The sequence below is a fragment of the Aeromonas sp. 601039 genome (genome assembly GCF_049174415.1).
Lineage (GTDB): Bacteria > Pseudomonadota > Gammaproteobacteria > Enterobacterales > Aeromonadaceae > Aeromonas > Aeromonas veronii_A.
Genome location: NZ_JAAKTL010000033.1, coordinates 13,766 through 33,414, shown reverse-complemented (window position 1 = coordinate 33,414; position 19,649 = coordinate 13,766). Strand labels below are relative to the sequence as shown.

Below are 19,649 nucleotides of genomic sequence, written 5' to 3'. Positions count from 1 at the left end.
GCAAGCCCTGACGATGGTCAGTCTCTCGACCTGCCGTTGCGAGAGGACTTGCCGGGTCGCTTTTTTACGATGGAGACACCGTAGTCATTCTTCAGCACATCGACGACGGCCTCAAAAAACTGGGCCTTCTGGCTCATCAGCACCAGCTGCTGCTCGAGCTCCTTGATACGCTGTTCGGGCGTCTGGTTGTCGGGGTCAGGCATGGTGATGCTCCTGCCGGCGCGCACAGAAGCCCCCTGGCTCCAATCTTGCCGACCATGTTTACGCAACCATACCAGAACGGTGGAGCGGCCCTGAATGCCATAACGCACCTGAGCCTGTTTGTAGGTGAGCTCGCCTTTTTCAATCTGCTCGACCAGTGCCAGTTTAAAAGTCAGCGAGTAATCGCGCTGTGTCCGTTTCACACCTTGTCCCATCGGGTTCTCCATTTATTGGGGGGAAATGTGTAAACCATATTCAGGACGGGACAACGGAAACAAAAAAAGCGCCCTGAGGCGCTTTTTTCATATCAACCGGATAATCATGCTTTGAACTTGCTGAACACCAGGGAGGCGTTGGTACCGCCAAAGCCGAAGCTGTTGGACATGACGGTGTTGAGCTCGGCCTCTTCGTACTCGCGCACGATGGGCAGACCTTCGGCCTTCTCGTCCAGAGTCTCGATGTTGATGCTGGGAGCGATAAAGCCGTGCTCCATCATCAGCAGTGAGTAGACAGCCTCGTGCACGCCGGCAGCGCCGAGCGCATGGCCGGTCATCGCCTTGGTGGCAGAGATCTTGGGACCGTTGGCACCAAACAGAGTCTGGATGGCTTCCAGCTCCTTGGTATCGCCAACCGGGGTGGAGGTACCGTGGGTGTTGATGTAATCAACCTTGCCAACCCCCTGCATTGCCATCTTCATGCAACGCACCGCGCCTTCGCCGCTCGGCGCGACCATGTCATAGCCATCGGAGGTAGCACCGTAACCGGTCAGCTCGGCATAGATGTGAGCACCACGGGCCAGCGCATGTTCCAGCTCTTCGATCACTAGGATGCCGCCGCCACCGGAGATAACGAAACCATCGCGATTCGCATCATAGGTACGGGAGGCTTTTTCCGGCATGTCGTTGTACTTGGTGGAGAGGGCCCCCATGGCGTCAAACTGGATGGTAGAGGACCAGTCCAGCTCTTCACCGCCACCGGCGAAGACCACATCCTGTTTGCCAAGCTGGATCAGCTCAAGCGCGTGACCGATGCAGTGAGCAGAGGTGGCGCAAGCTGAACTGATGGAGTAATTGACACCCTTGATCTGGAACGGGGTCGCCAGGCAAGCAGAGGTTGTGGAGGACATAGTGCGCGGCACCATGTAAGGGCCCACACGCTTGACCCCTTTCTCGCGGGCGATGTCCACAGATTCCGAAGTGTTCTTGCCGGAGGCACCACCTGAACCGACCACCAGGCCGGTACGCTCGTTGGAGACCTGATCTTCCGCCAGACCGGCATCTTCAATGGCCTGCTGCATGGAGAGATAGGCGTAGGCCGCAGCGTCGCCCATGAAACGCATGACTTTACGGTCGATCAGTTCAGACGGATCGAGTTTGATGTTACCCCAGACACGGCTGCGCAGATTGTGCTGCTCGAACTGCTCGGAATAGGTGATGCCGGATTTACCTGCTTTCAGGGAGGCCAGCACTTCTTCCTTGTTGTTGCCGATACTGGAGATGACGCCGATACCGGTGATCACTGCTCTTCTCATTAATTCATCTCGTCTGGAAAAACTGGCGCCAAGTCTACCCGCTTTCGGCTGCCAAACTGGTCTGCTTTCACGTAGAATGCCCGCGATTTTGTGACGCGAGCCGAGGAAAACGTGAGTCAAACATCCTTACATCATGCCCGATTGGACTGGAATGAAGCGGGAACTCCTGTCTCCAGTGACTTCGGGGATGTGTACTTTTCCAATGATAACGGTCTAAGTGAAACCCGCTACGTCTTTTTGCAGCAAAACCGGCTACCTGCGCGATTTTCGCACCACGATAGTGACAGTTTCGTGATAGGTGAAACAGGTTTCGGCACAGGTCTTAACTTTCTGGCGACAATGCAAGCCTTCCTGGAACAGGCGCCCCAATCCGGTAACGGCTCCCGTCTGCACTTCATCAGTTTCGAGAAATACCCCCTGACCCAAGACGATCTGCGCAAGGCGCTGGCCGCCTGGCCTGAACTTGGCCACTTGAGCCAGGATCTTGTCGCCCAGTGGCCACTGCCGGTTTCCGGTTGCCACCGCCTGCATTTTACGGGTGGCCGCATTCGCCTCGATCTCTGGTTTGGCGACATCAAGGATATGCTGCCGCAAGTGCCTCACCGGGCAGAGGGGCTGGTGGATGCCTGGTATCTGGATGGTTTCTCCCCAGCCAAGAACCCGGAGATGTGGACACAGGAGCTGTTTGATAGTCTCGCTCGCCTCGCCCGTCCCGATTGCTCCATCGCCACCTTTACCTGTGCCGGTTTTGTCCGTCGCGGCCTGATTGCCGCCGGTTTTGCCATGAAGAAGGTGAAGGGCCACGGTAGCAAGCGGGAGATGCTGGTGGGGGATCGCACCGACAAGCAGCCGCAGCAGACCATAGCCCCTTGGTATGCCCGTCCTGCCGGACGCGCTGGCGAGGTAGTGATCATCGGCGGCGGCATTGCCTCGGCCATGACGGCGCTCTCTCTGGTGGAGCGGGGCCGCAAGGTGACGTTGTTGTGTGCAGATGGCGAACCGGCCACCGGCGCCTCCGGCAACCGCCAGGGCGCGCTCTATCCGCTGCTCAACGGCGAGCACGATGCCCTGTCACGCTTCTATTCGCTCGCTTTTGGCTATGCCCGCCAACGGCTACTGGCGTTGGCCGCGCAACATCCCATCGCTTTTGCACTGTGCGGGGTAACCCAGCTCGGTTATGACGACAAATCGGCAGCCAAGCTGGCGAAAATGAGCCAGGGCCCCTTCCCCCCCGAGCTGATGTATCCCCTCTCTACAGCAGAGGTAGAGCAGGTGGTTGGCCTGCCCTGTGGCCACAGCGGCGTCAGTTACCCGCTGGGAGGCTGGCTCTGTCCGGCCGATCTCACCCACGCAGCTATCAAAGAAGCGCAAGCCAGCGGGCTGCTTGAGGTGGCGTTCAATACCGAGGTGGTCGCTATTACTGAACTGGCCGATGGCTGGCAAATAAAAAGCCAGGATGGCCGCCACTGGCAGGCCCCCAATCTGGTGGTCGCCGCCGGTCACCAGTTGCCATCACTGCTCCCCTTTGCCGAGCTGCCGCTCTATCCGGTACGCGGTCAGGTAAGCCATGTGCCGACCTCAACCAGCCTGAGCCGGCTTAATACCGTGCTCTGCTACGATGGCTACCTCACGCCAATGCACAACGATCAACACTGTATTGGTGCCAGCTATGGCCGTAACCAGAGCAGCCTTGAGTTTCGTGCCGAGGAGCAAATCCAGAATCAGGTGCGGTTGCAAGCCTGCCTGCCGGAGCAAACCTGGCCCGCCGAGGTGGATGTGAGCGGCAACGAGGCGCGCGTGGGGGTGCGTTGTGCCAGCCGGGATCACCTGCCGGTGGTGGGGCCAGTGGCCAGATTGCAAGGTCTGGCGGATCATTATGTGCAGCTGCAGCATGAACAGCACAACGCCCAGCCGCTCCCCCTTCACCCCGGCCTCTATGTGCTGGGGGCGCTCGGTTCGCGGGGTCTCTGCTCTGCGCCGCTCTGTGGCGAGCTGCTCGCCAGCGAGATCTGCGGTGAGCCCCTGCCACTGGCCGCCGATCTACTGGAAGCGCTCCACCCTGCCCGTTACTGGGTGCGCAAACTGCTCAAAGGCAAGGCGCTGGTCTAAACATGGCGCTGTCTGCAATGAAATGGCCGCCCGGTGGGGCGGCCATTTCAGATGTTGAATCGTGCCATATTGACCGGGTTTGGCAGGGCTTCGCACCTCCAGACAGAGTTCACTTGGGCCAGTGCACCCCGAGCTGTTCGCCGTAACCCGTCTGACGCTGGAAATCGTCTACCCGTGCCTTAACCTTGTTCAATTCGCCACTGCCAGCAGCCCACGCGGCATACCGCAACGCCTGGCAATCTGCATGTCCGGGTAGCCCAGCAATAGCGCCACCCACCTGATTTCCGCCTTGCAGCACCATCTCTTTGAAACGGGATTCATAGTCAAACATGCTGGAGAGCAGCCGACCCCAGCGCTGGCGAGCAGGGTCACTCCCCTCCGAACTCTGACGCCAGCGGGGCAACAATACAGTGGCATGAGTCGTTACCGTTACCCGTTTGAGCTGGCAGCGCCCCGGCAACTGGTCGGTTTCCAGCTGCCAGTCCACCTGATAACTCGCCTTGCCGAGCACAGGCTTGCCATTCACCTTGGGGGCACTCTGAGCAATGGCGCGTGCCAGTTGATCTGGCTGGGCAGCACTTACCTCATAAAAACGGACATTGATGCGGGACTCTGGCACCACTTGCGGCCGGCTCGGCTGAGCCTGACTCATCAGGGGCAACAGCAATAGCACGCTCCCCACTACTCCATAAACCTTGCTGACCATGCCAGACTACCTTCCTTGATTGCACGGGCGGAGTACCAACCTTGGTGAAACCCACCGCCACACAGATGACGGGTATAGCCTATGTGTGACCAAGAGGCGGCGCAATACAATGATGAGCCCAGAAATCAGAGCAAGCTCACAGGTTGCGTGAGCAAAGTATGGCACAAGGATGAAACTGTATTTTTATTGAGCAGGACGACTGATGCGCTGCCAGTCGAGGTGATAGTTTTTCACATTGATGTCATGACCATCTATCTGAATGAAATGATCATTTTTAAGACGGTTGGCAAAAAAGTCCTGATCTGCCCCCTCATTGAGCCACAGCTCGCAAAGTCCCCGTTTTCCCTCTTTGGCATAAAATCTCGGGGTGACCAGCAACGCGACCCCATCTACCCGGATGGCATGACGGGCCAGGCAGTTTGCTTCGGTGGTTTTGGATGCCAGCGCGGCAAAACGGGGTCTGTTCCCCTCGGCAACCACCAGTACGCCGTAAGAGTGGGGAGCCATGAGACGCCGCATGGCGACCGCCTGATGAGGACCGGTTTGATGAAAACCGTCATTGGTTACCGCAAACACGCAAGTAGGTGAAAATAGCATCGCGAGCAGGAAAAGAGAGCGTTTAATGCCTGAAAAATCACCAATCACCATATAAAAGCCTCAAAAGACAACCAAGGCTGGCAAGGGTAGGTAGCCAAACCCGCTGGGTAAAGTACCTTTACCTTTCTTTAATTCTGTTCATGGGGTTAAACGTTGATTTAGCTCACACAACATCCTGTTTCCAGTCGCCACTCTACCCCTATCGGAATAGACTCCTTCCACTCTCATCCAATCAGAAGGCAACATATGCTGGAACTCATTGTTGGCACCCTGGTCACCCTGGTGGTGGGCCGTGCCATTTTCAAAGGATACTCCGCGACCGGGGTGCTGCTGAGCGGCGGCTTGCTGCTGCTGGTCATCACCGCCATGATGGGCAAGCCGGTACTGCCGAGCAAAGTGGTCAGCACCGGCTATATCGCAACCGATATCTTCGAATACGTCCGCTTCCTGCTCAATGACCGTGGCGGTGGACTGGGGATGCTGATCATGGTGCTGTGCGGCTTCGCCGGCTACATGAGCCATATCGGCGCCAACACCATTCTGGTCAAGCTGGCCAGCAAACCGCTTGGCATCATCAAGTCCCCCTATATTCTGCTGGTGGCTGCCTATCTGGTGGCCTGCGCCATGTCGCTGGCGGTCAGCTCCGCTACCGGCCTCGGCGTGCTGTTGATGGCAACCCTGTTTCCGCTGATGGTCAACATGGGGATCTCCCGTGGCGCGGCTGCAGCCGTGTGCGCCTCGCCAGCCGCCATTATTCTGGCACCGACCTCAGGGGACGTGGTGATGGCCGCCCAGGCCGCCAACATGCCGCTGCTGGACTTTGCCTTCAAGCTGACCCTGCCCATCTCGCTGGTGGCGATCGCCTGTATGGCGGTGACCCACTTCTTCTGGCAGCGCTACCTTGATCAAAAATCCGGTGAGCACAACGAGCCGGTCGCCCCGGGTGACCTGGTGACGACTGCGCCTGCCTTCTACGCCATCCTGCCCTTTACCCCCATCATCGGGGTGCTGGTATTTGACGGCAAATGGGGTCCGCAGCTGGATATCGTCACCATCATCGTCATGTGCATGGTGCTGGCCAGCCTGCTGGAGCTCGTGCGGATCCGAAATGGCAAGGAGCTGCTGGACGGTCTGCAGGTCTGCTGGCGCAACATGGCTGATGCCTTTGCCGGTGTGGTCATGCTGCTGGTCGGTGCTGGCGTCTTCGCCCAGGGTCTGATGACCATCGGCTTTATCGACACCCTGCTTGCTCACGCGCAGGATCTCGGTTCCGGCGGCCTGATCATGATGCTGTCACTGGTGGTGATCACCACCCTGGCCGCCTTCACCACCGGTTCGGGTAATGCCCCCTTCTACGCCTTCGTGGAGTTGATCCCCAACCTGGCCAGCAGCCTTGGCATCAACCCGGCCTATCTGGTGATCCCGATGCTGCAAGCCTCCAACCTGGGTCGCACCATTTCTCCGGTCTCCGGGGTGGTGGTCGCCTGTGCGGGGATGGGCAAGCTCTCGCCGTTCGAGGTGGTCAAGCGCACCAGTATGCCGGTCGCCGTCGGCCTGCTGGTGGTGATCGTCGCCACCCAGATCATGGTACCCGCCTGATCGCTGACCAGCCCGGCACCCTGCCGGGCTGGTATCCTCCCCCTCCTTTGCAGTAGACTCGGTGCTCATTTTCCCCTAAGGAGGACCGAGATGAGTATTACGGTTCAACTTGCCCATTTCAGTGATTGCCACTCCCACTTCGATGGCGCGCCCATGAGCTTCTCCCCTATCGGTGAAGGCCAGTGGCGCACCCAGTGCGGCGGTTATGCCCGGATCCTGACCCGACTGACCCAACTGCGTGCAAAAGCCGCAGCTGCCGGCCAGCGTTTTCTGTTTCTGCACGGTGGCGACTCCTTTCAGGGCTCGCTCTATTTCAACCGCTTCAAAGGGCGCGCCAACGCCGACCTGCTCGCCATGCTGGCCCCCGATGCCATGGTACTTGGCAACCATGAGTTCGATCTGGGCAACGGCCCGCTGGTGGAGTTCTTGCGCCAGCTCGATTTTCCGGTGCTGGCCGCCAATCTGGATAACAGTCAGGAGCCTGCCGACACGCCGTTTGGGCTGTGGGATATTCCCCATCTCTACGACGCCCATCAGCCCTGGCATCGTCAGATGATCGACGGGGTTCCCTTTGCGCTGCTCGGCATCACCCTCGCCCAGATGGCTGCCATCGCCAACCCGGATCCCCACACCCGTTTCCACGCGGTCGCCGACACCCTCACCAGGGTGTTGCAGGAGATCAAGCGCGAAGGGATCCAGCATATCGTGCTGCTGAGCCACCTCGGGCTGGATCAGGACAAGCTGCTGGCCGAGCGCTTCCCCGAGCTCAGCCTCATCATCGGCGGCCATACCCATAGCCTGCTCGGCGATCTCGCGCCGCTGGGTCTGCCAAGCGAAGGCAGTTATCCGCTGATGAACAACGGGGTGGCTATTTTGCACGCTGGCCACAGCGCCCTCTGCCTCGGTGTCTGCGAGCTCACCTTCGATGAGGCGGGCCGCGTCGTGCAGAGTCAGGGGCAGCTGGAGTGGCTCCCCTGGCAGCCCTGGCCATTTGCCTCCACCCCACCCGCCGGGCTCACCTTCTGCGAGCCGGATGCACAGCTTGAAAAACATCTGGCCAAACGCTATCGGCCTGAGATTGAAACCATGAGCCAGCGCATCGTCACCCGACTGGCGGCGCCACTGCCCCATCAGCGGCTGCCGGATGCCACCCTGCCGCACGGCAGCCAGCTCGCCCCGCTGGTGGCCCGCGCCATGCTGACCGCTGCCCGTGAACAGGTAGGCGAGGTGGACTTTGCCCTGCACAATGCTGGCGGCGTGCGCTGCTCGCTGGAGCCGGGCCCCCTGAGCGAAGCGGATATCGCCGGTCGCCTGCTGCCGTTTGCCATTCCCCTCACCCTCTATCGGGTGCACGGTCACGAGTTGGCGGAGGCGCTGGAGAATGCCATCGACAACGCCACCAACAACGGCGTGGTCGGCAATGGCAACGGCAGCTTCCCCTACACCGCAGGGGTGCGATTCACCTATCAGGCCGATCGGCCCAAGGGCCAGCGCATCACCCGACTGGAGTGGGAAGCCGCCCCCGGCCAGTGGCAAGCGGTCAATGCCGCACAGGTCTATCGCGGGGTGTCGAGCGCCTATACCGCCTCCGGCAAGGAGGGTTACACCGCACTGGCGCGCACCCTGACCCAGCACAATCAGGAGCTCGGCATCACCCTGGCCGACGCTTTTATCCGCTGGGCCCGTCACCTGCCGACACTGGAAGCGCAGCCCCCCCTGCTTGAGTACATCCATTGATGCAGAGGGGGAATGGCTGGCTTCGCCACATCCCCCTGACGGCCAATATTGCCGCAGCCAGCGCCCGGTTCCCTGCAAGAACCGGGCTTTTTCGAGAATATTTGCCCCACACGGGCCTGCCCCATTGCATCGCACTCACTAGCTCGGCAAGATAGGCCCGCTTTCAAGACCAGCTGCAGGAACAGGCGACTTCATGAATCACTCCATCCGTTTCACTCCCCCTCGCGTCAACCCGGGTATCAAGCCAGCCATTGTGCTGCTGACCGCCTTGCTGGCGCTGCTCTTCTGTCTGCGCAACCCGCTCTTCCACGCCATGGCGCCGGGGTTTGATGCCTCGCTGTTCGCGGTGATGGGCAAGATGTGGAGCGAAGGGGGGGTGCTCTATCGCGACATGATCGACATCAAGGGGCCGATGATCTTCGCTCTCGACGCACTGGGCTATCGAATGGGGGGATTTGTCGGGATCTGGACACTGGAGTGGGTGCTCTGCTGGCTCGGATTGCTGGCCAGCTGGCAGGCCTTTGCCCAGCTCGGACTCTCGTTCAAGGCGCGCCTTGGCGCCATGCTGGCGGTGCTGGCTCTCTACGGCACCCGTTACTACTACGGCAACATGACTGAGGACTGGACCTTCCACCTCGCCCTCATCGCACAGTGGGCCTTCATCACCCTGCTGCTGGACAAGGGATTTCGCTGGTGGCCGGCGCTGGTGGCGGCCCTCACCTTCGCCATCGTCGCCTGGATGCGCACCAACAACGGCGCCTTCTGGGGAGCCTGGTATCTGGTGCTGTTCTGCCACTGGTGTCTGCATGAGAAGTGGCGTGATGCCATCTTGCTGCTCATCTCCAGCCTGCTGGGGCTGGCGCTGATTGGCGGCCCGCTTTACGCCTACTTCCAGCAGCATGATCTGCTGGCGGCCTTCAAATACTACGCCTTCGACATTTTCTTCGAAGGGAGCTACGGCAATGGCTTCTCCCCCATGGTGGGCGCCGTCGGCCTGCTGCGCACCGGCCTTGTGATGCTGCTGCCCGCCTTCATCATTCTGATGCTGAGCCGCCGTCAGGAGTGGTATCTGCCCGCCCTGCTGGCAACCCTGTTTGGGGTGCTGTTTACCCTGATCGCCAACTCGGTCTCCGGCCATGTGTTCGATCACTACGACGTGCTCTATCTGCAACTGGCAGTGCTGCCGCTGGCGGTATTGCTGGATCGCAGCGAACAGCAGGCAGATGCCATCGGGCTGCTCTGCATCTCGCTGGTGGTGCTCACCGCCAGCTGGCTGCTGGCCCAGCAGCTCGGTTTTGGCTGGAGCACCAAGGAGTGGTCCCTCGAGCGGGTCAACGAGGTGCTCGGCACCAGCCTGCTGTGGGCGCTGCCGGTGCTGATCCTCATCCCCCTCTGGCGAGCCTGGGATGTGCGCAGTGCCACCCCCTGGCTGGCGACGCTGGCCATGCTGCTGCTGATGATCAACAACGCCTGGGAAGGGACCCTCAAGGGTCGCCCCTTCAATCCGGCGGCGCAGGTACGGGTCGATCGCATCAAGGCCGAGACAGTCCCGAGCGACAAGATCTGGGTCGATGGCATCCAGCCGCAATATTATCTCTGGACCGATCGCCAGCCAGCGTCCGCCTATCTCTTCTTTGCCAACGTCAATCCGCCCTATGACGTGCGCGAGCGGGTGCTGGCCGATATCCAGCGCCAGAATCCGAAGTTCATCATCGCCAAGCCGGATCGGGTGAGCGAGGAGCTGAAAAAGCCGAGCTCCCCTTCCCATCTCGCCTTTTATCAATACCTGACCAGCCACTACGAAGAGGTGGATCCGGGTCTCTATCGCCGACGCTGATCGTCAATACGCCCCGCAGGGCGGCCATTGTTGCAATGGCCGCCCTTTTTATTGCGCCAGATCGCCTTGCAGCGGCGGCCCGCAGTAGGCAAGCCCGCCCGAGATAACTACAATGACGCTCTTTTTGATGTAACGAGTGACACCATGGCGGAACTGACTTATCTGGGCGGCTATCCAGACCCCCTCAAGGCACAGGTACAGCAGCTGATTGCGGCGGGCAAGCTGGGGGAGATGCTGGCCAAACGCTATCCGGAAAGCCACCAGATCCAGAGCGACAAGGCGCTGCTTGCCTACACCATGGAGCTGAAGAACCGCTACCTCAAGAGCTCGGCGCCCCTGTCAAAGGTGGTGTTCGATGGCAAGATCAACGTGATCAAGGATGCCCTCGGCCTGCACACCTACGTCAGCCGGGTACAGGGCAGCAAGCTCAAGGCCAAGAACGAGATCCGCATCGCCGCCCTGTTCAAGGAGGCGCCGCCCCCGTTCCTGAAAATGATCGTGGTGCACGAGCTGGCCCATATCAAAGAGAAGGATCACAACAAGAGCTTCTACCAGCTCTGCCAGCACATGGAGCCCGACTATCATCAACTGGAGTTTGATCTCAGACTCTGGCTCACCTGGCGTGATATCGACAAGGCCAACCGCTAGGCTGACAACCGTTTCAGGGAGGAAACATGTCATTTGCCGCCATCCCCTTTGGTGCCACCCGCTTTATTGCCACTTTGGTAATGGCCAACTTGGGCTGCGCTGCCTATCCCCGCCGCGCGTCACGCGGGCTGCTGGCGCTGCTGCTTCTGCTCGCGGGCCACAGCGCCCTGGCCGATGAGCGCTGGCAGAGCGACAGCTATCTGGTCGAGAGCTTTATGGCCATCGCCATGGAGCGGGAGTATGGCGAAGCCAGGCAGACCCGTTTTGCCCGCTGGCAGCAGCCGATCCGGCTGCAACTTATCAACGAATCGGGTGACAAGCCGCTGCAGGCCGACGTAGTGAAGGTACAGGCGGCCCATCTGGCCCGCATCACCGGCCACCCCATCAGCATGGTGACCGCAAAGCCCAACCTCACCCTGATCATGACCGACTACAGCAAGATGAAGAGCTGGGCCAACCGCACCATGGGGGGGGATCCATCGGTCAAGATGGCGCTCAAGGAGGGGCTCTGCCTTGCCAACTTCGCAACCAATGCGAAACACGAGATCAGCCGTGCCACCATCATCATTCCGGTAGACTACAGCAGAGCCAAGGGGCGTTTTCTCGACTGCGTGGTGGAGGAGTTCACCCAGGTGATGGGTCTGCCCAACGACTCGGACAAGGTGTTTCCCTCCATCTTCAATGACAACAGCATCGACAGCTTTTTGACCGGGCTGGACTATGTGCTGCTCAAGATGGCCTATCACCCGGCCCTCAAAGCCGGAATGAGCAGTGCCGAGATCCGCGCCGCACTGCCCATTGCGCTGGCCGACCTGCGCGCCAAAGGGGAGATCCGCGAAGCCAACCGCCGGGTGCAGCAGCAGAGCCTGAAAAGCTGGGCGGGACTGTAACGGCATGGCTCAACCCAGAGCCAGACAAGCCACTGCGACTCACCACCAACAAAAAACGCAGCCACCTGGCTGCGTTTTTTGTTGTATGGGTATCAGCAGTGCATTAGCAGGCATGCCCGTTTATCCGCAGCCCATTTATCCACCGCCCAGAATTATCCACTGACCATGGGGATCAGGATGCGACGTTCTCTTCCGGCATCCAGCTGTCGGCGTTCTCCCACACCTCCTGCACCATAGCTTCGGCCAGCTCTTTGTCTTCCTTGCTGGCACGGCTGACGGTCAGGGCCATGGTACTGCCCGGCGCGACCCGCACATGGATGTCGGGAAATTTTTCGCCAAGCTGCTTGAGCAGCTCCTGACGCAGCGCCTCCATGGTCGAGGTCGGGATCTGATGTTTTCTGTCGATGATGATTTCAAGACGCATAGGAAACTTCTCCATGATTTATAACTGTATTTTTATCCAGTATTCATGGGAAGTAAAGTGCCAACTTGCACCAATCAGAAAAGATCCAGCTGCTGACCACAGATCCGGTCGAACGACTCGCCGATAAAGGGCAGGATGGCATCGGCAATGGGCCGCAACTGCTTGTCGATATAGTGTTCGTAATCGATGGCGCTGCGCCGGTACTCCAGCGGTTCTGGGCCATTGAGGGTCATCAGATAGGCGATGGAGCCCCGATGCTGATAGCGCTGGGGCAGACCGCGGCGCAGGTTCTCCTCATCGGCCAGCCGAGCTGCCCGCACATGGGGCGGCACATTCTTCTGATACTCCTCGAGCTTCTGGCGCAGCCGTTTGCGGTAGATGAGCAGATCGTCGTGACGACCTGCGCGAGTCTCATCCACCATGGTGCGCACATAGCCGCTGGGATCTTCATCGTGAAACACCAGCTCATAGAGGCGAGTCTGAAACTGCTTGGCCAGCATGGTCCAGTCGGTGCGCACCGATTCGAGCCCCTTGAACACCAGCTGTTCACTCCCCTCACTGGCCTTGCCAACCAGCCCCGCATAGCGCTTCTTGCTGCCCTTCTCCAGCCCGCGGATGGTGGGCATCAGAAAGCGGCGATAGTGGGTCTCGTACTGGATCTCGAGATAACTTGGCAGATCGAACTCGCGCCTGATCAGTGCAGCCCAGTTATCGTTGATCATTTGAGCCAGTCGCTGGCCGATCTCGTCCGCCTCATCGGGGCTGGTCTCGCGCCCCAGATGGACAAAGGTGGAGTCGGTGTCGCCATAGATCACCTCGAACCCCTTCGCCTCAATCCACTCGCGGGTCTGCTGCATGATGCTGTGGCCACGCAGGGTAATGGACGAGGCTAGGCGCGGATCATAGAAACGGCAGCCCCCCGACCCCAGCACGCCGTAGAAGGAGTTCATGATGATCTTGATGGCCTGGGAGAGCGCCTTGTTGCTGGCGGCCTTGGCTCTGTCCCGTGCCGCCCACAAGGTAGCGATGAGATCCGGCAAGAAGTGCCGCTCGCGGGAGAACATGGCGCCGCGAAAGCCCGGAATAGCGTGGTCGGGGTGTTGCAACCCCTCGATAAGTCCCATGGGATCGATGCAGAAGGTGCGGATGATGCTGGGGTAGAGGCTCTTGAAATCGAGCACCAGCACATGGCGATAGAGACCGGGTTTGGAGTCCATCACATAGCCGCCGGGGCTCGCTAGCCCACCGTCGGCTGGCAAATTGGGGGCCACGTAACCGCCACGATGCAGCCGTGGCAGATAGAGGTTGGTAAAAGCCGCCACCGAGCCCCCCACCCTGTCCAGCTCAAGGCCAGTGAGGGAGGCGCGCTCGATGGCAAAGGGGATGAGGTGGCAGTAATCGAAGATCTCCCACACCAGTTTGCAATCTTCCAGGTTGTAGCGGGCCAGTGCCTCCTTGTCGGAGTGGAACAGCTCGGTGATCTTCTCCCCCCGATTGGCCACGTCCTCGATATCCTTGCCACGGCCAAGCAGTTCGCTCGCCACCGCATCCAGGCTGTAGCTGGCAAACTGCCAGGTGGCGCTTTTGAGGGTATCGATGCCATCGAGCACCATGCGTCCGGGGATAATGACGTTACCGGTCTGGGGATCACCCCGTGACGAGCGCCAGAAGCAGAGCTCACGACCCCGCCCGAGCCGCAGCCGCCGCTTGTTAAGCTCGGCGCGGCGTAGCAGCAGGCGAAAGTCAAAATTGACCACGTTCCAGCCAATCACCAGATCGGGGTCATGCTGGCTGAACCAGCTCTCCAGCGCACTCAGCAGGGCGCTCTCGTCCTCTACCCACTGGACCTGGGTGCCCCAGCTCTCAGCATCCGCCTCCGAGGTGCCGATCATGATGACCCGCGCATCCTGTTCGCTGTAAAGGCCGACCGAGAAGAGGGCACCGTCCATAGCGCACTCCACGTCGAGGGACACCCAGGAGAGGGTTGGCGTCACCGCCTGCGGCGCGCAGCGCGCCTCGTTGACCTCCCAGTAGCCCTGCTTGCCTCCCTTCTTCACCGCCCGGCCATCGAAACGCACACCAGCTGTGATGAAACGCTCCATCAGAAACCGCTCCGGCAGCCGGATATCCGCCTCAAAGTGCTCCAGCCCGCGAATAAGCAGCAGCTCGATGGCGCGGTGAAAGGCGCTCAGGGTGGCGAAATAGCAGCCCACCACAGGGCGACCGTCGAAGGTGTGCATTGGCAGGCGGCGAAACCGCCCGCTCACCCCGGCCCCCTTGAACAGCTCGGCGGCTTCTGCCATATGGCTCTGCGGCAGGAAGAACACCGGCTCCTGCCCCGGCACCACCACCCGTACCGGCCCCTGCGCGCTCCAGAGCCACATCACGATTTCGGTGGTGGCTGCCTGCCCGTTGCGGCCGCGCACGTCCCGACCGTGGCGGGTCAGGATAAAACCGTCGAGCGGCGGAGTGGCGGGTACGGTGGGCTGGGTTGCAGTCATGAAGCGTAAAGGGGCTGTCCGAGAATGGGACTATTGTACGTTCATACAGTGCCTGCTCGCAATCGTCACGCTGGCTGCGAGGCGGGGGTCAAACTGGTAAGCTCGATCCGGTCGTTATTCCCGCCCATCCCGTTCTGACCACTCTTCGCCGACAAAAGGAGTCTATGTGGCAATCTATTCCCTGCTGGATCAGCTGGCTATCCCCTACCAGCGCTTTGACCATCCCCCAGTGTTTACCTGTGAGGAGGCGAGCAAGTTGCTGCCCGACCTGCCCGCAGCCAAGACCAAGAACCTCTTTTTGCGCGATCCGAAAAGCGAGCGGCTGTTTCTGGTGGTGAGTCCGGAGGAGCGCCGGGTCGATCTCAAGGAGCTGGCGGTCATGCTCGGCGTCAAGCGGCTGAGCTTTGGCTCCCCCGAGCGGCTCGATGCGGTGCTCGGCCTTACCCCGGGCTCGGTGACCCTGCTCGCCATGGTGCGCGACAGGGAAAAAGCGGTAGAGCTGGTGGTGGACGAGGCCATCTGGCAGGCCGAACAGGTGCAGTGCCATCCGCTGGTCAACACCGCTACTCTGATCATCCGCCTCGACGATGTGCGCCGCCTGCTGGCCCACCTCGGGCGGGAGGCCAACGTCATGCGGCTGCCGGTCATTATTGACTGACCCAAGAGTGTGGGAAGCATAAACGCTCCGGCGTCATGCCCCGCCCCTGATTAATCGAGTCAGCAGCCCTCTTGTGGCGGTTGTTGCCGCGATCGTGCCCGGATCACTTGAACCATTGCTCAACGGCGCAATTCATGCTGTGATCCGGCCCAGTCACCCGGCCCTGAGGTCGCTGCGCCGTTCCCGGCAGGAAGAGCCCAAACCCTTGATGCAGAGTCTGTTTTCCTCGGCCCAGTTGCTGAGTCTGGTGCTGTTCGTCAGCCTGTCGCACATCGGGGTCGCGGCCATTTTCGCCTACCTGTGGCATACCCAGCGACAGCTGCGCTCCCTGCTCTACTGGTCGGCCAGCGAACTGGCCATCGCCGCCGCCTTTGGCTGCCTGCTGCTGCGACCCCTTACGGGAGAGATCTCCCTTGCCAATATCCTGCTTACCAATCTGCTGATCATCGCCACCCCGCTACTCTATGAGCGGGGGCTGCGCCACTTCTTCCGGCGCGAGGCCGACCGTTTCGGCTGGCTCTGCCCGCTCCTTGCCCTCGCCGGCTTCCTGCTATTCGCTGTCACCGCCACACAGCTACCGCAGGATGACATACACAGCCGGATCGTGGTGCTATCCGGGGCCATCTCGCTGCAAATGTGCCTGCTGCTGTGGCAGCTCTGGCGCTATCAGCGGTTGGCCCCCGCCTACCGGGTGCTGCGCTTTGCCATCTTGCTGCTTGCGCTGCAACTGGCCCTGCAACTGATCAGGATGGCCAAGCATCAGTGGTGGCCTGAGTCGGCTGCCTCCAGCCTGACCGATCCCCTGCTCGGCCCGGTGATCCTGCTCAGCCTGCTCTTTACCATTGCCCGCAGCTTCATTTTGCTGAGCCTGGTGCACACCCGTCAGCAGCAGGCGCTGCTCGCCACCCAGCGCGAGCTGGAGCGGCGCGCCAACCTGGATGCCCTGACCGGACTGGACAGCAGACACTATTTCGAACACCAGGTGGCCCTGCGTGCCCGCGAGATGGCTAGCCCCGGCCAGCTGCTGCTGATCGATCTGGACAACTTCAAGCAGATCAATGACCGCCACGGTCATCCCGCTGGCGACGCCATGCTGCGGGCGGTGGGACGGGTGATCCGGGAGAGCCTGCCGACGGCGGGGCTAGCCGGGCGCCTTGGCGGCGACGAGCTGGCGCTGCTGGTGATGGAGACTTCGCAAACGCTGCCGGCCTGCTGCCAGACCCTGCAGCAGCGGGTCGCAGACGCCACTCGGTCGCTGGCCGGTGGCCCCATCAGCCTCAGCATAGGGCTCACTTCGCTGCAGCAGGGCGAGAGCTTTGAGCAGGCCTATTCGCGCGCGGATCGGGCACTCTATGCCGCCAAACAGGCTGGCCGCCAGCGCGCCTGCATCCAGGAGCCACACCACAGCGAACCCTGGCCGCTGTGGCCTCTGGCCACCCAGACCTGATGCAACCCCTCATCGAGTGCCGGGCCGCTCGGCTGACCGACGCCCCCGCCTACCGCCGCTACGAGGCCGAATGTGGCGCCGCCGGGTTGCCGCTCTATCAGGTGGCGCAATTCGGCTCGACTCAGTGGCTGCAGGAGTTGCTCGCCCATGCCAATGGCCTGCATCTGCCGCCGGGCTACCTACCGACCACCACCTATTTTGCCCTCGAAGGGGAAGCGCTCCTCGCCACCTTGCGCCTGCGCCACGGCGACAAGCCAAGCCACCCACCAGTGGCTTGGCTATATCGATTACGAGACCATCCCACCCGCCGGGGTGAAGGGGTGGCCCGCACCCTGCTCGGCTGGCTGCAACGCCATGTTCTGAGCGAACCCGTGCTCATCAGCTGTGACGAGGCAAATCCCGCCTCGCTCAAGGTCATTGCCGCCGCCGGCGGGCAATGGCTGGATCGTCGCTACCATGCTGGCGATCGCTGCTGGGTCCGGTTTTACCGGCTGGCCCCGGCCAAGAGGCCAGGGCTGTGCGGCAGACAATAAAAAAGAGCACCACTAGGCGCTCTTTTTCCATTGACCACGGCCACCAACAAGATCAGTAGCTGTCTTCCTCTTCGGCCTTCATCCTGGCCTGACGGGCCAGTGCCTCCTCTTGGGCGCTCTCGATCTCGTGCAATACAGAATCGAGATCCACCTGCTCGCGGCTCTCCTCGAACAAGCCGGTCAACTCGCTGTCGGGGGTCAGTTTGCCATCTTCAAACAGCGCCCACATCTCCAGGGCATAACGGGTCTTGAGCAGCTCGGGGGCATACATACCGTAGTAGTTGCGCATGTTGTTGACGTCCCGCTCCAGCATCGCCTTGGCCTGGTTGTTGGCGGCGGCATCCACCACCTGGGGCAGGTCGATGATGACCGGGCCCTGTTCATCCACCAGCACGTTGAACTCGGAGAGATCGCCGTGGATAAGACCGGCGCAAAGCATCCGCACCACGTAACGGATCACCTTGGCATGGTCGATGACCGCCTGCTCGGGGGTAAGCGCCACATCGTTGAGGCGCGGCGCGACATTGCCATCCTCATCGGTGATAAGTTCCATCAAGAGGACACCATCGAGGCAGACATAGGGCTGCGGCACCCGCACACCGGCCGCCGCCAACTTGAACAGGGCGTCGACCTCGGTGTTCTGCCACACCTCTTCATGCTGTTTGCGGCCGTACTTGGAGCCCTTCTCCATGGCGCGAGCGCTGCGGCTGTTACGCACCTTGCGCCCCTCCTGATAGACCACGGCCTGCTTGAAGCTGCGCTTGGACGCCTCTTTATAGACTTTGGCGCAGCGGATCTCGTCGCCGCAGCGCACCACATAGACGTCGGCCTCTTTGCCGCTCATCAACCGGCTGACGACCTCATCGACCAGGCCGTCATCAACCAGAGGTTGGATTCGATTTGGAATTTTCATGGCCGCCCTTTTACCCTATTTCCGCTCTCGAAGATAGCTCCGCGCACGCTCACCTGCCTCTCCCTTTCATAAGACACCCTGTTATCCCCTGTTTGCGCTGTTTTTGTCCACCCGTTCGCCTTAAAAACCACCAGCAGCAGACCAAATACGAAAGGCGCCTGTGCCAACAAAAATGGCCCGCAAGCGGGCCAATTTTCAAGGTTCGGGCGGCAAGCCCTGACGAATACGCTGGATCCCCGCTTCATAGAGGCCGTCATCCCCCTCCTGATGCTCCAGGGTTTCGAAGATCTTGAGAAACCACATGTACTGCTCGGGATGGCGGGCCACCTGCATCTCCACCACCCGGTTCATGGCATTGACGTCTGCCAGCAGATCGGCGGTGGGATAAGGGTCAAACGGCGGCTCAATCTCCAGCAGATAGCGTCCCTCATCCTCGTCATAGCTGGCGAAGATGGGCACGGCTCTGGCACCAGTCAGCTTCACCAGCTTGGGCAGCGCGGGCAGGGTTGCCTTGGGGCGACCAAAAAAGGGAACAAACACGCTCGCCTCGCGGCCGTGATCCTGATCCGGCAGGTAAAAAAAACTGGCACCGGCGCGGATCGACTTGATCGCCGGTTTGATCCCGGCGCTGCGCTCATAGACCTTGCCCCCTTTGGCCCGCTCGCGGTTGATGTACCAGTCGAACACCTGATCTTTCGGGCTCTTCATCATGGTGCACATCTCGATGCCCATCATGGAGAAGTAGCGGCCAATCATGTCGACCGCCCAGGTGTGAGGCACCACCAGGATCACCGGGCGGCCCGCAGCCTGCTCCGCTTGCACATGCTCCCAGCCGGTGACCTTGATGCGGCGGGTCAGCCGCGCCTTGCTACGCCAGCTGAGCTCGCCAAAGCCCATAAAGGTCTTGAGCCCGACCCGGATCGATTTGAGCAGCAGCGCCTGCCGTGCAGCGGCATCCAGCTCGGGAAAGCAGATCTTGAGGTTGGTATCGGCGATATAGGCCTGCTTTTTCGAAAAACGCAGCAGGGTTGGAGAGACCAGATCGGCAAAGCGATCCCTCAGTCTCGCGGGGGTAAATGCCAGCAGGGAGAGCAGGCCCAGCGCACACCAGCTGCCCCACCATTTGGGATGCAGCAGGCGGCTATGAAATGAGGTATCAAATACCGGATCTAACGCAGACATGGCGGCCATCAAGTCATCAAAAACAAACGGTTATTGTAGTTATCCTGACATTTTTTTCTACCCTGGGGAGGCTGGCCATCAGCCTGCAAGGCACTGATCAGACTAGTTATCATAAAAAATGGCCCACCTGGGGCCA

Annotated in this window: 16 protein-coding genes and 1 pseudogene; 9 read left to right on the top strand and 8 right to left on the bottom strand. The window is 60.6% G+C overall.

The annotated features are described in order from the left end of the window. Together G5195_RS19115 and fabB are read right to left on the bottom strand one after the other, a co-directional pair. A pseudogene (locus G5195_RS19115) lies at positions 1 to 416 on the bottom strand (IS3 family transposase); the annotation flags it as partial. A gap of 104 nt (positions 417 to 520) precedes the next feature. After that, the gene (fabB, locus tag G5195_RS19110) at positions 521 to 1,732 is read right to left on the bottom strand and encodes a beta-ketoacyl-ACP synthase I (RefSeq protein ID WP_216978860.1); all 1,212 of its coding nucleotides are present in this window, start codon (positions 1,730 to 1,732) and stop codon (positions 521 to 523) included. Positions 1,733 to 1,822: 90 nt separating this feature from the next. On the opposite strand from fabB, the gene mnmC reads away from it, so the two are divergent. After that, positions 1,823 to 3,841, top strand: coding sequence for a bifunctional tRNA (5-methylaminomethyl-2-thiouridine)(34)-methyltransferase MnmD/FAD-dependent 5-carboxymethylaminomethyl-2-thiouridine(34) oxidoreductase MnmC (gene mnmC, locus G5195_RS19105; RefSeq protein ID WP_421223801.1), 2,019 nt, complete (start codon positions 1,823 to 1,825; stop codon positions 3,839 to 3,841). Between the two features lie 109 nt (positions 3,842 to 3,950). On the opposite strand, the gene G5195_RS19100 is transcribed toward mnmC, so the two are convergent. After that, positions 3,951 to 4,547, bottom strand: a complete 597-nt coding sequence (locus G5195_RS19100; RefSeq protein ID WP_216978862.1) for a DUF922 domain-containing protein — start codon at positions 4,545 to 4,547, stop codon at positions 3,951 to 3,953. 183 nt (positions 4,548 to 4,730) lie between these two features. Further along, positions 4,731 to 5,195, bottom strand: a complete 465-nt coding sequence (locus G5195_RS19095; RefSeq protein WP_216953505.1) for a hypothetical protein — start codon at positions 5,193 to 5,195, stop codon at positions 4,731 to 4,733. Positions 5,196 to 5,390: 195 nt separating this feature from the next. Here G5195_RS19095 and dcuC point away from each other — a divergent pair, with 195 nt between their 5' ends. The 5 genes from dcuC (at position 5,391) to G5195_RS19070 (ending at position 11,855) form a co-directional block, all read left to right on the top strand. After that, positions 5,391 to 6,743: an anaerobic C4-dicarboxylate transporter DcuC gene (dcuC, locus tag G5195_RS19090; RefSeq protein WP_005336914.1), complete on the top strand. Its 1,353-nt coding sequence runs from the start codon at positions 5,391 to 5,393 to the stop codon at positions 6,741 to 6,743. 90 nt (positions 6,744 to 6,833) lie between these two features. Beyond that, entirely contained in the window at positions 6,834 to 8,480 is a 1,647-nt protein-coding gene (locus G5195_RS19085) for a bifunctional metallophosphatase/5'-nucleotidase (protein ID WP_421223799.1), read from the top strand. A 193-nt stretch (positions 8,481 to 8,673) separates the two neighbouring features. Then, positions 8,674 to 10,317, top strand: coding sequence for a hypothetical protein (locus tag G5195_RS19080; RefSeq protein WP_421223797.1), 1,644 nt, complete (start codon positions 8,674 to 8,676; stop codon positions 10,315 to 10,317). A gap of 144 nt (positions 10,318 to 10,461) precedes the next feature. Continuing rightward, complete coding sequence (locus tag G5195_RS19075) at positions 10,462 to 10,965, top strand: M48 family metallopeptidase (RefSeq protein ID WP_005333421.1); 504 nt, start codon at positions 10,462 to 10,464, stop codon at positions 10,963 to 10,965. 26 nt (positions 10,966 to 10,991) lie between these two features. Then, positions 10,992 to 11,855, top strand: coding sequence for a DUF2927 domain-containing protein (locus tag G5195_RS19070; RefSeq protein ID WP_421223796.1), 864 nt, complete (start codon positions 10,992 to 10,994; stop codon positions 11,853 to 11,855). 172 nt (positions 11,856 to 12,027) lie between these two features. Here G5195_RS19070 and G5195_RS19065 read toward each other — a convergent pair whose 3' ends face one another. Beyond that, positions 12,028 to 12,279 carry a DinI family protein gene (locus tag G5195_RS19065; RefSeq protein ID WP_129503940.1) on the bottom strand — a complete coding sequence of 84 codons (252 nt, stop codon included), beginning with the start codon at positions 12,277 to 12,279 and terminating at the stop codon, positions 12,028 to 12,030. 74 nt (positions 12,280 to 12,353) lie between these two features. Then, positions 12,354 to 14,780, bottom strand: coding sequence for a DNA polymerase II (locus G5195_RS19060; RefSeq protein WP_421223795.1), 2,427 nt, complete (start codon positions 14,778 to 14,780; stop codon positions 12,354 to 12,356). 166 nt (positions 14,781 to 14,946) lie between these two features. Between G5195_RS19060 and G5195_RS19055 the strand changes: the two genes are divergently transcribed. The 3 genes from G5195_RS19055 (at position 14,947) to G5195_RS19045 (ending at position 17,418) form a co-directional block, all read left to right on the top strand. Then, a complete protein-coding gene (locus tag G5195_RS19055) occupies positions 14,947 to 15,438 on the top strand; it encodes a prolyl-tRNA synthetase associated domain-containing protein (RefSeq protein ID WP_216978868.1) in 492 nt (163 codons plus the stop codon). A gap of 208 nt (positions 15,439 to 15,646) precedes the next feature. Next, complete coding sequence (locus tag G5195_RS19050; RefSeq protein WP_219296629.1) at positions 15,647 to 16,885, top strand: GGDEF domain-containing protein; 1,239 nt, start codon at positions 15,647 to 15,649, stop codon at positions 16,883 to 16,885. Further along, the gene (locus tag G5195_RS19045) at positions 16,861 to 17,418 is read left to right on the top strand and encodes a GNAT family N-acetyltransferase (protein WP_421236393.1); all 558 of its coding nucleotides are present in this window, start codon (positions 16,861 to 16,863) and stop codon (positions 17,416 to 17,418) included. Before G5195_RS19050 ends, G5195_RS19045 begins: the two co-directional genes overlap by 25 nt. 52 nt (positions 17,419 to 17,470) lie before the next feature. Here the strand turns inward: G5195_RS19045 and G5195_RS19040 are convergent, their stop codons facing one another. Both G5195_RS19040 and G5195_RS19035 read right to left on the bottom strand, forming a co-directional pair. Continuing rightward, positions 17,471 to 18,331 (bottom strand): PA4780 family RIO1-like protein kinase, encoded by an 861-nt coding sequence (locus tag G5195_RS19040; RefSeq protein WP_421236392.1) that lies wholly within the window; start codon positions 18,329 to 18,331, stop codon positions 17,471 to 17,473. Positions 18,332 to 18,526: 195 nt separating this feature from the next. Then, positions 18,527 to 19,522, bottom strand: a complete 996-nt coding sequence (locus tag G5195_RS19035) for a lipid A biosynthesis acyltransferase (protein WP_069555789.1) — start codon at positions 19,520 to 19,522, stop codon at positions 18,527 to 18,529. Positions 19,523 to 19,649: the final 127 nt, after the last annotated feature.

What these genes read in the sequence shown, in the direction of transcription:
- G5195_RS19100 (WP_216978862.1), bottom strand. Translation starts at nt 4,547, where the DNA reads ATGGTCAGCAAGGTTTATGGAGTAGTGGGGAGCGTGCTATTGCTGTTG.
- G5195_RS19050 (WP_219296629.1), top strand. Translation starts at nt 15,647, where the DNA reads ATGCAGAGTCTGTTTTCCTCGGCCCAGTTGCTGAGTCTGGTGCTGTTC.
- fabB (WP_216978860.1), bottom strand. Translation starts at nt 1,732, where the DNA reads ATGAGAAGAGCAGTGATCACCGGTATCGGCGTCATCTCCAGTATCGGC.
- dcuC (WP_005336914.1), top strand. Translation starts at nt 5,391, where the DNA reads ATGCTGGAACTCATTGTTGGCACCCTGGTCACCCTGGTGGTGGGCCGT.
- G5195_RS19070 (WP_421223796.1), top strand. Translation starts at nt 10,992, where the DNA reads ATGTCATTTGCCGCCATCCCCTTTGGTGCCACCCGCTTTATTGCCACT.
- G5195_RS19035 (WP_069555789.1), bottom strand. Translation starts at nt 19,522, where the DNA reads ATGGCCGCCATGTCTGCGTTAGATCCGGTATTTGATACCTCATTTCAT.
- G5195_RS19085 (WP_421223799.1), top strand. Translation starts at nt 6,834, where the DNA reads ATGAGTATTACGGTTCAACTTGCCCATTTCAGTGATTGCCACTCCCAC.
- G5195_RS19075 (WP_005333421.1), top strand. Translation starts at nt 10,462, where the DNA reads ATGGCGGAACTGACTTATCTGGGCGGCTATCCAGACCCCCTCAAGGCA.
- G5195_RS19080 (WP_421223797.1), top strand. Translation starts at nt 8,674, where the DNA reads ATGAATCACTCCATCCGTTTCACTCCCCCTCGCGTCAACCCGGGTATC.
- G5195_RS19095 (WP_216953505.1), bottom strand. Translation starts at nt 5,195, where the DNA reads ATGGTGATTGGTGATTTTTCAGGCATTAAACGCTCTCTTTTCCTGCTC.
- G5195_RS19040 (WP_421236392.1), bottom strand. Translation starts at nt 18,331, where the DNA reads ATGAAAATTCCAAATCGAATCCAACCTCTGGTTGATGACGGCCTGGTC.
- G5195_RS19060 (WP_421223795.1), bottom strand. Translation starts at nt 14,780, where the DNA reads ATGACTGCAACCCAGCCCACCGTACCCGCCACTCCGCCGCTCGACGGT.
- G5195_RS19065 (WP_129503940.1), bottom strand. Translation starts at nt 12,279, where the DNA reads ATGCGTCTTGAAATCATCATCGACAGAAAACATCAGATCCCGACCTCG.